The organism is Occallatibacter sp. (genome assembly GCF_036502485.1).
Taxonomy (GTDB): domain Bacteria; phylum Acidobacteriota; class Terriglobia; order Terriglobales; family Acidobacteriaceae; genus Telmatobacter.
Genome location: NZ_DASXYM010000022.1, coordinates 23,809 through 38,843, shown reverse-complemented (window position 1 = coordinate 38,843; position 15,035 = coordinate 23,809). Strand labels below are relative to the sequence as shown.

General features: G+C 60.8%; 10 protein-coding genes. 2 read left to right on the top strand and 8 right to left on the bottom strand.

Annotated elements, in window-relative coordinates; genetic code table 11:
• Positions 1–21 precede the first annotated feature (21 nt).
• From VGL22_RS03715 to VGL22_RS03690, 6 genes are all read right to left on the bottom strand, one after another.
• Complete coding sequence (locus tag VGL22_RS03715) at positions 22–1,785, bottom strand: CHASE3 domain-containing protein (protein ID WP_465265538.1); 1,764 nt, start codon at positions 1,783–1,785, stop codon at positions 22–24.
• 213 nt (positions 1,786–1,998) lie between these two features.
• A complete protein-coding gene (locus VGL22_RS03710; protein ID WP_465265537.1) occupies positions 1,999–3,177 on the bottom strand; it encodes an acyl-CoA dehydrogenase family protein in 1,179 nt (392 codons plus the stop codon).
• 309 nt (positions 3,178–3,486) lie between these two features.
• Positions 3,487–4,557 carry a DNA topoisomerase IB gene (locus VGL22_RS03705; RefSeq protein WP_465265536.1) on the bottom strand — a complete coding sequence of 357 codons (1,071 nt, stop codon included), beginning with the start codon at positions 4,555–4,557 and terminating at the stop codon, positions 3,487–3,489.
• A 96-nt stretch (positions 4,558–4,653) separates the two neighbouring features.
• A complete protein-coding gene (locus VGL22_RS03700) occupies positions 4,654–5,328 on the bottom strand; it encodes an alpha/beta hydrolase family protein (RefSeq protein WP_465265535.1) in 675 nt (224 codons plus the stop codon).
• Between the two features lie 56 nt (positions 5,329–5,384).
• Positions 5,385–6,218: an ABC transporter ATP-binding protein gene (locus tag VGL22_RS03695; RefSeq protein WP_465265534.1), complete on the bottom strand. Its 834-nt coding sequence runs from the start codon at positions 6,216–6,218 to the stop codon at positions 5,385–5,387.
• Entirely contained in the window at positions 6,215–7,138 is a 924-nt protein-coding gene (locus VGL22_RS03690) for an MlaE family ABC transporter permease (protein WP_465265533.1), read from the bottom strand. The genes VGL22_RS03695 and VGL22_RS03690 overlap by 4 nt, the downstream gene beginning before the upstream one ends.
• Positions 7,139–7,207: 69 nt before the next feature.
• Here VGL22_RS03690 and VGL22_RS03685 point away from each other — a divergent pair, with 69 nt between their 5' ends.
• Positions 7,208–9,511, top strand: coding sequence for an alpha,alpha-trehalose-phosphate synthase (UDP-forming) (locus VGL22_RS03685; RefSeq protein WP_465265532.1), 2,304 nt, complete (start codon positions 7,208–7,210; stop codon positions 9,509–9,511).
• A gap of 51 nt (positions 9,512–9,562) precedes the next feature.
• Positions 9,563–10,420 (top strand): trehalose-phosphatase, encoded by an 858-nt coding sequence (otsB, locus tag VGL22_RS03680; RefSeq protein WP_465265531.1) that lies wholly within the window; start codon positions 9,563–9,565, stop codon positions 10,418–10,420.
• A gap of 93 nt (positions 10,421–10,513) precedes the next feature.
• On the opposite strand, the gene VGL22_RS03675 is transcribed toward otsB, so the two are convergent.
• On the bottom strand, positions 10,514–11,953 hold the full coding sequence (locus VGL22_RS03675) for a sigma-54-dependent transcriptional regulator (RefSeq protein WP_465265530.1): 1,440 nt from the start codon (positions 11,951–11,953) through the stop codon (positions 10,514–10,516).
• Positions 11,946–14,840, bottom strand: coding sequence for an ATP-binding protein (locus VGL22_RS03670; RefSeq protein WP_465265529.1), 2,895 nt, complete (start codon positions 14,838–14,840; stop codon positions 11,946–11,948). The genes VGL22_RS03675 and VGL22_RS03670 overlap by 8 nt, the downstream gene beginning before the upstream one ends.
• Between the last annotated feature and the right edge of the window lie 195 nt (positions 14,841–15,035).

Below are 15,035 nucleotides of genomic sequence, written 5' to 3'. Positions count from 1 at the left end.
AGCTTGTCGATGGCGCCCGCATCAAGCCGGTGGAACCAGCGATTCGAGCGCGCGCGGGTCGGGATCGCACGGTAGCCGCAGCAGGAAGCAGGCTCCGCTGAGAACACGATGATGTCCGTTCTGCCGCACCTCCAGCGTGCCCCCGTGCCGCTCTACGATTTCGCGGGTGACATAGAGACCCAGCCCTGTGCCCACGTTGCGCTTGGTGGTGAAGAAAGGCTCGAAAATGCGGTCCACGTTCTCCGCGGAGATGCCTGGACCATCATCTTCAAACGCGATGTGAACATATTTGTCGCCCGGCTGGTCGAGGCATGAAAGGCTGAGCACGATATTGCCGCGTTCGCTGACAGCGTCCACTGCATTCGAGAGCAGGTTGGAGATGGCCTGGCGGATCTCGCCGGGAACGCCGATGATCGGGGGGCACTGCTCGTAGCGGCGATCCACCGTGATCTCTTTGGTTCGGAGCTTGTTGGCGTAAAGGTCCAGCACCGAGTCGATGACCGGCGCGATTTCCATCGGACGCGGGTCGTTGCTCTCGCGATAAAAACCCAGAGTCTGGCGCGTTATGTGAGCCACTCGAGCCAGTTCCTGTTCCGCCAGGGTAAGCTGCCCGATCAGCTCCGATGAGGCTCCAGGGGTTATTTTGGCGAGATAAATCAGGTTGGAAACGGCCTCCAGAGGATTGTTGATCTCGTGCGCTACCGTCGCAGAGAGGCGCGCCGCTGCGGAGAGCTTTTCGGTGCGGCGCAGCAGTTCCTGTGACTTGCGTTCGTGAGTCACATCTCGAAACACAAGCACAACCCCAATGAGATTGTTCCCGTCGTCCCGGATGGGAGCGGCGCTGTCTTCGATGGGAATGCGCTTGCCATCCACGTCTTCAAGGACGGTGTGATTGGCCAGCCCGACCACATGGCCGTTTTCCAAGACGCTTTGGACCGGGTTCTCAGACTTTGCGCCCGTGAACTCGTTGTAGATGGGGAACACCTCCACAATCGGGGTGCCCGCGACCTCGCCAAGCCCGCGGCCGGTAAGCTTCTCCGCTACGGGATTCAGGAAGGTCACCCGCCCATTGCGATCGGTGGCAATCACGGCGTCGCCAATGCTGGTGAGGGTGACGCGAAACCACTCCTCGCGTGCGCGAATCTCCCGGGCGTGCAATTCGGTTCTCCGAATATCCCGCAAAATAACGAAAGCCAGACCAAACAGGCCGACGATGCCGATGCCCGCCAGAAGAAACACGGACGTGCGGGTAATCCGTATGCTGCGGGCGTAGTCGTCATCGCGAGTGGCCTGCAGACTCTGCTCCTCTGCGCGCATCTGGGCGACCAGGACACGGATCTGATCCATGATGACTTTGCCCCGATCCGACAGAACTACTTCCTTCGCGTCCGCAGAGCGGCCACTGTGGAACAGGTCGACTGTCTGTTGCAACTCCGCCATCTTCTCTGTGGCCAGGTTGCGCAGTTCGGCCACCGAGCTCTCGTTGACAGGGTCGTCTGCAACCAGCGCAGCCAAATTGTCGATGTGAGACGAGAGCTGGGCGCGCGCGGAGTTGTAGGGCTGCAGATAGAGCTCGTCGGACGTGAGCAGAAGTCCGCGCTGCCCGGTCTCGGCATCTTTGAGTAGCGACTCCGTTGTTTCCAGCTGCAGCAGAACCCGCCGCGTATGGTTCACCCAGAACTGGGCACTGACCTGCTGCCGAATCTGTTCATGAACGAAAAAAGCCCCAGCGACCAACACCAGGATCAGAACAGAGAATCCCGCGACAACGCTAAAGCGCTTCAAATACACCTGCATAGGGAAGCAGTCCTTGATCTCCGATACGAATGTCAGTTGCAAAGTTTCAGAAACAGACGTGTTCTCACGTGAGACAGCACCCCAGTTGATCCCGGAGTGAACTCCTCTGGGCCAACGCGAGATCTGCCCGCGCTAAGACCGCCTGCTTGAGCCAGAATTACAACCATGACGCTGGAAAATCAAGTGCTGCCGACGGGAGAGTCAATAGGCCCCGATCCCTGTCAGGTGATGACCCAGAATCAGTGTGTGGATATCATGCGTGCCCTCGTAGGTCTTCACCGATTCGAGGTTCATCATGTGCCGCATGATCGGGTAATCCTCCGTGATGCCGTTGGCGCCCAGCACATCCCGTGCCATGCGCGCGCACTCCAGCGCCATCCACACGTTGTTGCGCTTGGCCATCGAGATGTGCTCGTGGCCTACGGTTCCGCCGTCTTTCATGCGCCCCACGTGCAGGCTCAGCAACTGCCCCTTCGCAATCTCATTGGCCATCCACACCAGCTTCTCCTGCACCAGCTGATGACCGGCAATCGGCATGTTGTGGAACTGCTTGCGCGTCTTGGAATACTGCAGAGCCGTGTCGAAGCATGACATCGCTGCCCCCAGAGCGCCCCAGCCGATGCCATATCGCGCCTGGTTCAAGCACATCAGCGGACTCTTCAATCCGCCCGTCCCCGGCATCAGGTTCGTGGCCGGAACATGCACGTCCTGGAGCGAGAGTCCGCTGGTCGCCGAGGCGCGCAGAGACCACTTCCCGTGCACGTCATAGGCGCGGAACCCCGGCCGGTCCGTCTCCACCAGGAACCCGCGCACGCGGTTGTCCTCGTCCTCCACCTTGGCCCAGATCACGGCCACGTCAGAGATGTGCCCCGACGTAATCCACATCTTCTCGCCGTTCAGCACGTAGCCGTCGCCGGACTTGCGCGCCGTGGTCTTCATGCCGCCGGGGTTTGAACCATACTCGGGCTCGGTGAGCCCAAAGCAGCCCAGTTTCTCACCCGTGGCCAGCGCCGGCAGCCATGTGTTCTTCTGCTCATCAGAGCCAAACGTGTAGATGGGATACATCACCAGCGCCGACTGCACGCTCACAAAACTGCGGAACCCTGAGTCGCCGCGCTCCAGTTCCTGCATCACCAGCCCGTACTCCACGTTTGACATGCCCGCGCAGCCGTAGCCTTCAAGGTTGGCGCCAAAGAAACCCAACTCGCCCATCGGCTTCACCAGCTCGCGCGGGAAGCGTCCCTCCCGAAAGCAGGATTCGATAATCGGGATGAGGTTGTCCTCAACAAAATCGCGCGCGGTTTTGCGCACCATCAATTCGTCTTCGCTGAATATTGAGTCGAGATGAAGAAAATCGAAGCCGCTAAATTTGAATCCCATGTCGTACCTGCCGATCCGGGTCTCTGCCCAAACCAGCAAGGGTAGCACATTTATGCGACATCCTCGGTTCTTGTTGATCCGGCATCTGCGCGTGCCGCCAAACCGGTTCACCGCAATTTAAAAAGGGCAGCGCTCCAGCACGGGCGACACCGCTCTGCGCCTTGCGCCCTTGCTCGGAACGAGCCCGGAGTTCTGGCTCAACTTGCAAGGTCTGTATGCTCTCCGCATTGCTCAACAAGAGGCCGGAACAGCGACCAGCGCCTTGCCGCGGCAGAGGACCCGTTCGGCGCTTGTCTGCCTGATGACCGTCTAAGCCGCCAGCTTCGCCTTCTCCTCCAGTAGATGCAGCAGGTCCAGCTCCTCTTTGCGCAGCGCGTGTGGAGCCTTCTCCACCTCTTTGAGAACCTCTTTCTCGAACGCCTTCATCATGCCGCCGTTCATATAGCTCTCAATCACCTGGGGATGCACGTAGCACTTGCGGCACACGGAAGGCGTGTTGCCCAGCCGTTCAGCGACGGACTTGACGGCCTCCACCACATTCTTCTTGGCCTGCGTCTGCGTGTCGCAGCTCTCAAACTGCCGCAGCAGCGAACAGGCCAGCACCGTGCCCGCCCAGGTGCGAAAATCCTTCGCCGTAAACCCTTCATCAGTGATGGTGCCCAGATACTCGTTCACATCCGATGCGTCCACCGAGCGGTGCTCCCCCTCTTCATCCAGGTACTGAAACAGCTCGTACCCTGGCACATCCTGGCACTTCTTCACAATGCGCGCCAACTTCCGGTCATTCAGATCGATCGAATGCACCTTGCCGCTCTTGCCCTTGAACTTGAAGTGCACCTGCGACCCCTCGATTTCCACGTGCTTGTCGCGCAGCGTGGTCAGCCCGTAGGACTGGTTCTCACGCGCGTACTCCTCATTGCCAATGCGGATGAACGTCGTCTCCAGAAGGCGCACGATCGTCGCCAGCACCTTCTCCCGCGGCAGACCCGGCAGCGCCAGGTCGCGCTCCACGTGCGCGCGAATCTTTGGCAACGCCGCTCCAAACAGCTTCATACGCTCGTACTTGGTCTCGTCGCGCGTGGCGCGCCAGCGGGGGTGATAGCGGCTCTGCTTGCGCCCGCGCGCATCGCGGCCCGTGGCCTGCAGGTGTCCGTTCGCTATCGGACAGATCCACACATCCGTCCACGCCGGCGGTATCACCAGAGACTTGATGCGCCCCAGCGCGTCTTCATCTGTGATTCGTTTGCCGTCCGCGTCAAAGTACTGGAAGCTTTTGCCGCGCTTCTTGCGCGTGATGCCGGGCTTCGCATCGGTGACATACCGCAGCCCCGCCTGTCTGGAGCTCTGTACCGGGTCTGTAATGATCTCCAGCTTGGCCATGGTCCCTGCTGACTCTCAATAAGCTTTCCAAAACTCAACTGAACATTTTGGATGCTGCACCCGCGGTGCAAGATGGGTCCGCGGTTCGCATCGCCTTCATCCTGCTCTGCGCAGCGCCTGCCGGCCGAACAGATGGCGGTCGATAAATCCCGCACAGGTCATCAGCAACTGCATCTGCGCCGCGCCGCTGAACCAGTGTGTCTGGTGCGGGAAAATCTTCAGTTCATGCGGCACCTTATGTTGCTCCAGAAGCGTCTGCAGCTTGTACGCCTCCGCCACCGGAACCACATCGTCGTGGTCGCCATGCATCACCAGCGTCGGCGGCATGCCCTGCGTCATCCGGTCTTCCCACCCCAGCGGCACGCCTCCGGAGAGTTCCACCACCGTGCGTATGCGCTTGTCCTCAATCCCCAGCGCCACCGCCAGGTAACCGCCCAGTGAGATACCCAGCACGCCGATGCGGGAAGCATCCACGCATGACCGCTCGGCGACATAAGTCACCGCATCCTGTACAGCCGTAAGCCACGCGATGAAATGCCGCCCGTCGAGGATCATAGCCATGGTGGCGCGGCTGGTGCCCGTCTGTTCGAAGTAGTGCGGCGCATAGATGGCAACGCCGGCTTCGCGCAACGTAGGCGCAAACCGACCCATCCAGTACTCGGCCGCGCCCCCCGATCCGTGCAGCACCAGCAAGGCGGAGTGCCTGCCGTTCTGCTCCGGCTCAAACTGATCTATTTGTATATTGTGGGTCCCACTAATATAGCGTGCCATGAGAACAACAGATGCGCGCGGCGCCCATTAGGAAGCGTCACGGCGCCCGGGGCGCGTTATTCCAGAAATTCACGCACGAATGGATCCTCTGAATGCACCAGGTCGTGCAGCGATCCGTCAAAGAGAATCCGGCCCTCGTCCATCATCAGAAACGTCGTGTTCGCATCCACTTCGCCCTCCGGCAGCTTCAACATCCCACCGGTCTCCGAGTCAAAACGGTGCGTGCACATGGTGAACGCATCCTGCAGGCGGTGCGTCACCAAAATAGACGGTGTGCGATAGAAGTCCCGCTGTTTCACAATCAACTCGATGATCGTCGTCGAGGTCACCGGATCCAGCCCCCCTGTGGGCGAATCGTAGAGCAGCAATTCAGGCTGGCGGATCAGCGCTCGCGCGATGGCCACCCGCCGTCGCATGCCGCCTGACAGGCTGCCAGGGAACAGCGAGAACGTCTGTTCCAACCCCACAAACCGCAGCGCCTCCAGCACCCGCGTGTCGATCTGGTCATCGGGGATCCTCTCCTGAATCAACTGGTATGCCACGTTGTCTCGGACCGTCAGCGAGTCAAACAGCGCGCCCTCCTGGAACACCATCCCGGTCCGCAGCCGCAGAGGCAGAAGGTTCCGCTCAGCCATATGGCAGATGTCCTCCCCGAAGAGGAAAACGCAGCCACCATCCGGGCGGATCAGTCCATTGGCGGTCTTCAGCAGGACGCTCTTCCCAACCCCGGCCGGCCCCAGCAGAATCCGTGTCTCGCGCGGACCCACCGAAAAGCTGACGTCGTCCAGCACTGCCGGACCGTCGAACGAGACACGCACATCCTGAAACGACAGTACCGGCTGCGCGGCCGTGCTCTCGGGTGCCATCGCTGCTGCGGGCGCTTCGTTCATCGGCTGAAGATTCCCACCATGAATGTGCTGATGAGCAGATCGATAAAGATGATAGAAACCGACGCAATCACGACGGCTTTAATGGTGGACTGCCCCACACCCTGCGTTCCACCTGTGGTGCGCATGCCGTAGAAGCACCCCACCGATGCGATAATGAACCCGAAGCACACCGGCTTGATCAGGCCCTGCAGAATATCGGGGAACGCCAGAAACTGGTAAGCCTGATTGAAATACTGCGCGCCGTTCTGGTGGCTCATAAACACCGTCACGGCCGCACCGCCCAGGATCCCGCAGAAGTCCGCCACAATGGTCAGGAAGAACAACGTCACAACCGTTGCATAGATGCGCGGAGTAACTAGCTTCCGCATCGGGTCCACGCCCAGGGCCCGCATTGCATCAATCTGCTCGGTCACCACCATTGACCCAAGTTCGCTCGCCATCGACGACGCGTTACGCCCCGACACCATAATGCCGGTGAGCACCGCGCCCAGTTCGCGGATCATGGATAGGCTGACAAAACGGCCCGTCACCGCGGTAGCGCCGAAGGCCGCCAGCGTCGCCGCCGACTGCACGGCCAGAACACCCCCGGTAAAAAATCCCGCGAAGAGCACAATCGTGGTCGAGCCTACCCCGACAATGTCGCCCTGCAGGATAAAATCGGACCAGTAGACAGGCGGAGTGAAAAGATTAAGAACAGCCCTGATTGCAAACAGGGTGTAATCCTGCACCGTAAACACCAATTGCTTGACGGTTTTTTCGATCCTGTCTAACGCCATCGAACCCCGTTCGTCTGCGGAATACGGCCTGTGCTCTCCACGACAGAATAGCGCATGCGCCGCATCAATCCCGCTTAACAACGAATATGCTCGCTTCTCCCGCAGATTGAGACTTAAACTGGCCGAGCCGCCGGTTTTCAGCATCTTACTATCTGGCCCGTATCGCGCATCGGGTGAAGTGTCGATACTCGACTGAAAGGATGAGGTATAGGGATGCGTCACTTCCGCATGCGGTTGATTCTCGCCCTGATCGTGGGGATCACCGTGCTTTCCCTGGCCTCCACTTACTTTGAAGTGCTCGCGCGCAAGCATGTTTTGCGGAGTGAGTTACTGCGCCGGACTGAGATCCTGGCTGCGAGTCATCAACCCTACATGGAAGAGGCTCTGGCCTCGGGTTCCACGCCTCAGATCACGGCTGTCTCGCAGGAAATGCGCAAACACGAAGAGGCCCTCGGTCTTGCGATTTACGACACGAGTGGAAAACTCACCATCTTCGACGGGCCCGCCACACTGATCAGAGCCCTTCCGCCCAACGCGGTCCGCCAAGCCCTCAAGACGGGCGCGAGTTCCAACCAGTTTGGCCACACCGATGGCCAGGACTGGCTGGTAGAAGCCACACCCCTGCATGTCAATGGTCAGCTCGCCGGCGCGCTTGTCCTGCTTGAAGACGCCGGCTATATCCGCGGCGAGGCATCTGAAGTCTGGCGCCAGACCTTCCTGCGCATCGTCTTCTCCGTCATCCTCATCGTCGGCGTCACTGTGCTGATGATTCGCTGGTTCCTGATGCGGCCTATTACCCGTCTGGCCGAGCGTCTGCGCCTGCTGCGCATGGGTAATCCCGAGCACGGCATCCTCGACGAAGTCGACGACCTGAGCCTCTTCACGCCCATCGCACGTGAAGTCGAAAACATCACTGAAAGCCTGATGGAAGCGCGCGCCGCCGCGGCCGCTGAAGCGCGCCTGCGCGAGGCCGGCGAAAACCTGTGGACCGCCGAGCGCCTCACTGTCCATGTGCGCCAGCACGCCGGCGCCGGACGCATCTTCGTCGTCTCCAATCGCGAGCCCTACATGCACGTCCGCCAGGGCAAGGAGACAGTTTGCGTTGTGCCGCCCAGCGGCCTGGTCACCGCCGTCGAGCCCGTCCTGCGCGCCTGCGACGGCATGTGGGTGGCGCAGGGAAGCGGGAGTGAAGACCGCCTCTTCGTCGATAGCCACGATCGCCTGCGCGTTCCGCCGGAAGACCCCAGGTACACCCTGCGCCGTGTCTGGCTCTCCTCTGAAGAGGAGTCCGGCTACTACGACGGATTCGCCAACGAAGGCCTCTGGCCCCTCTGCCACATCGCCCACACCCGCCCCATCTTCCGCGCCTCTGACTGGGAGTGCTATCAGACCGTCAATCGCAAATTTGCCCAGGCGCTGCTTCATGAGATGGAAGATTGCCCCGAGCCCGTGGTCTTCGTGCAGGACTATCACTTCGCCCTGCTGCCGCGCATGCTCAAGGCGGTCCGTCCTGACGCACGTGTCGCCATCTTCTGGCACATACCCTGGCCGAATCCAGAGGCGTTTGGCATCTGCCCCTGGCAGGCTGAACTTCTCGACGGCCTGCTCGGCGCAGACCTGATCGGCTTCCACATTCCCCTGCACTGCAACAACTTTCTTGACACCGTGGACCGCGTACTCGAGTCGCGCACCGATCGCGAACACATGACGGCCCGCCGCCGCGGTCACACCACCACCATCCGCCCCTATCCCGTAAGCGTGGCCATCGACCCAACCGTCACTGAGCGCGTTGTCTGGAACAAGTCCGGTGATGAGGTCCTGCGCGACTTCAACATCAAAGCGGACAAGGTCATCCTCGGTGTTGACCGCATGGACTATACCAAGGGCATCGTCGAGCGCCTTCAGGCTTACGAGCGGCTCCTCGAAGAACATCCCTGGCATCGCGAGCGCGTCACCATGGTGCAGATCGCCGCACCCAGCCGCACCCGTATCCCCAGCTATGCTGACCTGCGTCGCCGCGTTGAAGCCACGGTGGAGCAGATCAACACGCGGTTCGAAACACCGGACTGGCGCCCCGTGATCCTCATCGAGCGCCAGTGCAGTCACGAAGAAGTCACCAACTGGTATCGAGCGTCGGACATTTGCCTGGTCACGTCGCTGCACGACGGCATGAATCTCGTCGCCAAGGAATATCTGGCCGCACGCGATGACGAAGACGGCGTACTTGTGCTGAGCAAATTCACGGGCGCCGCGGTCGAACTCCGCGATGCGCTCATCGTCAATCCGTATGACACAGATGGCGTAGCAGACGCAATCCACCGCGGGCTTGAGATGAACGCCACGGACCGCCGCCTGCGCATGCATCGCATGCGGCGGCAGGTGATGGAGCACAACGTGTATCGCTGGGCAGCCAATGTCCTCGGCGATCTCCGCGAACTGCGCATCGAAACCGTGGATGTCCGGCCGGAAGCAGTCCTGGTCCACAGGGCCGAAGGCCCGCAACGCAAACGCGCATAGATCTATAGAGAGGCCCGCACCCCCGGCCTGAAGTAAAGGAAAGTGAACCCAATGAGCATACTCCTAGAGGCGAATCCAGTGACTGAACAAGCCATACAGACGCTGCAGACTTTCTTCAGTTCTTTTACTCCCGGAATCAGACCCCTTTTGTTGCTGGACTACGATGGCACCCTGGCCCCTTTCCGCGTCGACCGCGCCAAAGCCCGCCCCTACACCGGGGTTCGCGAAGCCCTCGCGAAAATCATCCACCAAGGACAGACACGCCTGGTCATCATCACCGGCCGCCCCGCCCGCGAGATCGGTCCACTGCTGCGCGGCTACCCGCCCATCATCGATCAGCCCATTGAGGTCTGGGGACTGCATGGCTCAGAACGCTTGCACGCCGATGGACGCCGCGAACTGGAAGAAGCTCCCCACGCAACCCAGCGCCGTCTCGATGAACTCCGCGAGTACCTTCGCCACAACAATCTCGGCGGCGAATTTGAAGACAAGCCCAACGCGGCCGTGATGCACTGGCGTGGCGCTTCGCCGCGTACCGCAAAATTCATTGAGATGCGCACCCGCGAGCTTTTTGAACCCATCTCGCGCCTCGAAGGACTGATGCTGCTCGAGTTTGAAGGCGGCCTTGAACTGCGCGTCGGGCGCGACAAAGGCGCGGCCATTCGCACCCTCGTCGGCGAAATGCCCGCCGGTACCCCGGTTGCCTACGTCGGTGACGATCTAACCGACGAGGCTGCATTCAAAGCGCTCAATCAGATCCAAGAGCCACACCTGAGCGTACTCATGCGCCCCGAGGAGCGCGAGACCGCCGCCAGTCTCTGGCTGCGTCCGCCCTCCGGTCTCCGCGGTTTCCTCAAGCGGTGGCACAAAGCCGTCCAGCACGAAACAGGCCGCCGCAAAGTCGCGTAGCCACATACAGGCCACAAAAAGGGGCGCCCCTGCGCCCCTTTATTTTCTGCAATGCCTTTTCCCTTTTTCCCTCTATCCCTTTTTCCCCGCCTCTTACTCCCGTCCCCGCTTACGAATCTCCACGTTCAGCCGCTTGATCTTCTGATTCAGCGTCGACAGGGGGATGCGGAACTGCTCCGCCGCTTCCGTCTGGTTCCAATTGCAGCGCTCCAGCTTCTCCACGATGATCCGCCGCTCGATATCCTCGAGAATGTCGAACAGCGAAGCATTGGGATTGTGCTCCAGAAGTGCGTCCTGAAAGCTGCGCCCGCTGATTTGTCCCGGCAGCAGGTCGCTTCCAATCACCGGTCCTGACGACAGCACCACCCCGCGCTCAATGCAGTTTTCCAGCTCGCGCACATTGCCCGGCCAGTCGTGATCCATCAGCGCGCGCATGGCGTCGGGAGACAGCTTGCGAGGCGGCATCCCGTTCTCGTTGCAATAAAACTCGAGGAAATGCTGTACCAGCGGCGGAATGTCCTCGCGGCGGCCTCGCAGCGGCGGCAGATCCACGGTAATCACGTTCAACCGATAAAACAGGTCTTCCCGGAAGCGCCCGTCCCGGACTGCCTGACGCAGATCCACATTGGTCGCCGCGATAATGCGCACGTCTACCTGGATCTCCTGGATGCCCCCCAGATGCATAAAGCGCCTGTCCTGCAGCACGCGCAGGATCTTCGCCTGCGTGTCCATTCCCATCGTCGCAATCTCGTCCAGAAACAGCGTCCCGCCGTTCGCCACTTCGAACAGCCCCTTTTTCGAGGCCACCGCTGAAGTGAACGCGCCCTTCACGTGTCCGAACAGCGTCGACTCCAGCAGCTCCGACGGCATCGCTCCCGTATTGATCGGCACAAACGGCTTGTCCCGGCGCGGCGAGTTGGCATGAATCGCCTTCGCGATCAGCTCCTTGCCGGTGCCGCTCTCGCCCTGGATCAGAACCGTTGACCGGCTCGGCGCCACCTGCGCCACCAGGTCGAACACCCGCAGCATCGCCTCGCTCTTGCCCACGATGTTGGTGAAGTTGTAGCGCTGCTTCAGCGTGCGCTTGAGCTGCAGATTCTCCTCTTCAGCCTTGTGCCGCGCAATCGCCGAGCGGATATCCGCCAGCAGCTTCTCGTTGTCCCACGGCTTCTGGACAAAGTTCTCCGCGCCCGTGCGGATCGCCTCCACCACGTTGTCCACCGTGCCGTACGCCGTGATCATGATCACCGGCGTCTCCGGCTGCCGATCCTTGATCATCGGCAGCAGCTCCAGGCCGCTCTTCCCCGGCAGCGCCAGGTCCAGCAGCACCAGGTCAAAGTTCTCCAACTCCAGGATCCGCAGTCCCTGCTCGCCATCCGATGCCATCTTCACGGCATAGCCTTCAAAGGTCAGCAACACCTCAAGCGAGTCGCGGATGCCCGCCTCGTCGTCGATCACCAAAATGCTCGCCGCTGTGGTGTTGCCATTCGACGCAGGCGCCGAAACGTTCAAGGGAAGATCAACCTCAGGCATGTACCGAGTTCCTCAGAAGGGGAAATTCAAGATGAAATGTCGTACCCGCACCCACTGCGCTCTCCACGTGGATCTTGCCCGCGTGCTCCTGAATGATTCCATAGGACACGCTGAGCCCCAGCCCCGTTCCACGCTTTCCGCCCGGTGCCGGAATTGTCTTGGTCGTAAAGAATGGATCGTAGATGCGCTTCATGTGCTCCGGTGCGATCCCCGATCCGGAATCGCTGACCACCGCTTCCACATGCCCGTTGAATACTGTGGACACCCGCAGGCGGCCGCCGTCCGGCATGGCTTCCTTCGCGTTCAGCAACAAATTCAGAAACACCTGCTGCAGCTTGCCGGCGTTGCCGTAGATCGACGGCAGCTCCTGCGTCAGCTCCAAATCCACATGAATCTGGGCCGTCTTGAACTGGTGCTCCAGCAGCGAAAGCGTGTCGCGGATCACCTGGTTCAGATTTGTCGCCTTCATCTCCGTGGTCGATGTCCGCGAGAAGTTCAGCAGCCCGTTCGCAATCTCTGCCGCCCTGAAGCTCTGCTGCGTGATCTTCTCCAGCACCGGCGTCAACCGCGCATCGCCGCGCATCTGCTTGGTCAGCATCTGCGCATAGCTTGAAATCACCGCCAGCGGCGTGTTGATTTCGTGCGCCACGCCCGCAGCCAGCAAACCAATCGAGCTCAGTTTGTCCGCCTGCGCCAGTTGCGCTTCCAGCGACACCCGTTCCGTGATGTCATCCACCAGCACAATGCGGCCCACCGGCACAAACTCGCGCGACAGCAGCGGGGCCACCGCGATGTTGGCGGAGCGCTGCTCGCCGGCCCGCGTAGTCAGCCGGAACTTGTAGAGATGATGCACGCCCGATTCACCCTTGAACGAGTCCAGTGCGTCACAGAATTGCGCGGGGAACACCTCCCGCAGAGGTTGGCCCAGCACCTCACCGCGGCTCAGCGCGTACATGGCTTCCATCTGCGCATTCCAGCTCTCCACGCGATCGTTCAGATCCACAGCTAGAATGCCCACGTTGATCGACTCGACGATGTTCTCGTTGAACTCCTTCAGCCGCTCGAATTCGCTGATCTTTGACTCCAGCCGCGAGTAGAGGCTGGCGTTCTGCAGCGCAATCCCGATGTAGCCCGCCAGCGATTCCAGCAGCTCAACATCTTCGCTCGACAGGAAATCGCCGCCCACGGTGCGCCCCAGACCGATCACCGCAATCGTGCGCGTTCGCGCCTTCTCCTGCGCTGTCCCGTCCTGCACCCGGCACGGCAGGTAGTAGTTGAGATCCAGCAGCGCCGCCGTCCTCCGCTCGCCCTCCGGCAGGTGCAGCGCCTGTTGCGCGTTCTCCAGGAAAATATGCGAGTGCCCATCGTTCTGATCGAAGTTCAAAAACCCGAGCTGCAGACCATCTGCCCCAACCCGGTCGTGGGCCCGCACCTCGACTTGCAGCCCGTGCCCCGAAGCCAGCCGCAGCCGCCCGTCATTCCCAGCCAGGAACACCGCCACCCGCGACACCAGCAGCGTGCGCGGTAGCCTCTCCACAATCGAATCCAGCAGCGCATTCAGGTCAGTCTCTGAGCTCAGCCCGCGGCCAAATTCGATCAGCGTCTTGCGGTAGTCATACTTGTGCCGATCGAAGACCCGGTCCACCCAGCTCTGAATCCGCCGCTTCAGCGGTTCGAAAAACGCCGCCACCAGGATGATGGCGATGCCGCCGCCCCAGTCGCGCACCGACTCCGGAAGCCGCTTGTGCACCAGGTCCGCGGCCAGCGCAATCGATCCGAAATATCCCCCCAGAATCAGCCCCGTCGCCAGCGTATAGGCCACGCCCCGCTTGAAGATAAGGTCCGTATCCATCAGCCGGTAGCGCACAATCGCCCAGCTGAAGGTCAGCGGCAGAAAAATCAGCGACAGCCCGGCCAGCTTGGTCAGCGCCTCCGGCATGTGCAGATCAAAAAGAAAGGGAATCGCGCTCAGCGCCGTGAACGGCAAGATAGCCAGTAGCGTGCCGCGCGTCAGCCACTTCAACTGCTGCCGCTGCAATGGCGTGTTGGCGCGCGCGTAGCTGCGCAGGAACAGCCCCGTCGCAATCAGATAGAAGAAGGCCTCGTATGCCACCCCGGCCTGGTCAAGCCGGTGCATCAGCAGCCCGGTGGCCTGCCATTGTGTGATGGACCAGATCCACAGCCCCAGCAGCGCCGCCCCCGGCGCATAGATCACCGGCAGCAGCCAGCGGCGTGCCACATTCCTTAAACGTTCTTCTGGGAAAGTGAGCGCAAAGTGCACAAACAAAGCCGGTTGCAATGACTCTGCGAGTACGTTGCACCACAGCACCGCCCAATCCACCGCATCCAGTTTCCCCGTATACCGCAGGGCGTACAGGCCGAAAGAAACAAGACAGAAAAGATAGAAATGCGTGGCCCGGGGCGCCGTCCAGCGTCGGAACAGCACGTAGATTCCAATCGCCAGATAAATAAGCCCGATTACCCGCAGCGCCATCGCCAGGCTGCGGTCCACAGGCTCGGGGATGATCACAAACGGCGATTCCAGCCGGATGCCGTCCCGGATGATCGAATACCGCGCATTCCCGTAAACCCCGGTGCGGTAAAGCGCCCGTTCCAGGTCGGCCAGCCGATGCACCGGCGCATCGTTTATGTCCGTCAGCAGGTCGTTCGGCTTAAGACCGTAACGTTCCCCAGGACCTCCTGAGAGTACCTTCTGGGCCACCAGTCCGTTGCCGGTTGAAGACTCCGCCCACCACACGCCGTCCTGCGGCTGCTGGTTCCGGCTCTCCGCGTCCTGCATCAGGTTCCACACCGCAAGCAAAACCAGCCCCACCGTCATTACGGCGAGGAGCGTGGCTTGCAGGCGATTGGAAAAGTTCGTCTCCATGGGTGTGCGCCTGAATCAGACCTGGCTCCCAGGTAGTTGCACGTATCTTGCCAAGCTTCACGAGCCGTTTCCGGCAATGCGGATTTCTGCCCATGCCACTGAGAACAATCATGATAGATACGCCAATGCTCTCAGTACGCCAGCCTTGATCCGGTGGAACTCTGCGAAATATGCAGAAATATGGAAGCGGTCTAC

What these genes read in the sequence shown, in the direction of transcription:
- VGL22_RS03710 (WP_465265537.1), bottom strand. Translation starts at nt 3,177, where the DNA reads ATGGGATTCAAATTTAGCGGCTTCGATTTTCTTCATCTCGACTCAATA.
- VGL22_RS03705 (WP_465265536.1), bottom strand. Translation starts at nt 4,557, where the DNA reads ATGGCCAAGCTGGAGATCATTACAGACCCGGTACAGAGCTCCAGACAG.
- VGL22_RS03700 (WP_465265535.1), bottom strand. Translation starts at nt 5,328, where the DNA reads ATGGCACGCTATATTAGTGGGACCCACAATATACAAATAGATCAGTTT.
- VGL22_RS03695 (WP_465265534.1), bottom strand. Translation starts at nt 6,218, where the DNA reads ATGAACGAAGCGCCCGCAGCAGCGATGGCACCCGAGAGCACGGCCGCG.
- VGL22_RS03690 (WP_465265533.1), bottom strand. Translation starts at nt 7,138, where the DNA reads ATGCTGAAAACCGGCGGCTCGGCCAGTTTAAGTCTCAATCTGCGGGAG.
- VGL22_RS03685 (WP_465265532.1), top strand. Translation starts at nt 7,208, where the DNA reads ATGCGTCACTTCCGCATGCGGTTGATTCTCGCCCTGATCGTGGGGATC.
- otsB (WP_465265531.1), top strand. Translation starts at nt 9,563, where the DNA reads ATGAGCATACTCCTAGAGGCGAATCCAGTGACTGAACAAGCCATACAG.
- VGL22_RS03675 (WP_465265530.1), bottom strand. Translation starts at nt 11,953, where the DNA reads ATGCCTGAGGTTGATCTTCCCTTGAACGTTTCGGCGCCTGCGTCGAAT.
- VGL22_RS03670 (WP_465265529.1), bottom strand. Translation starts at nt 14,840, where the DNA reads ATGGAGACGAACTTTTCCAATCGCCTGCAAGCCACGCTCCTCGCCGTA.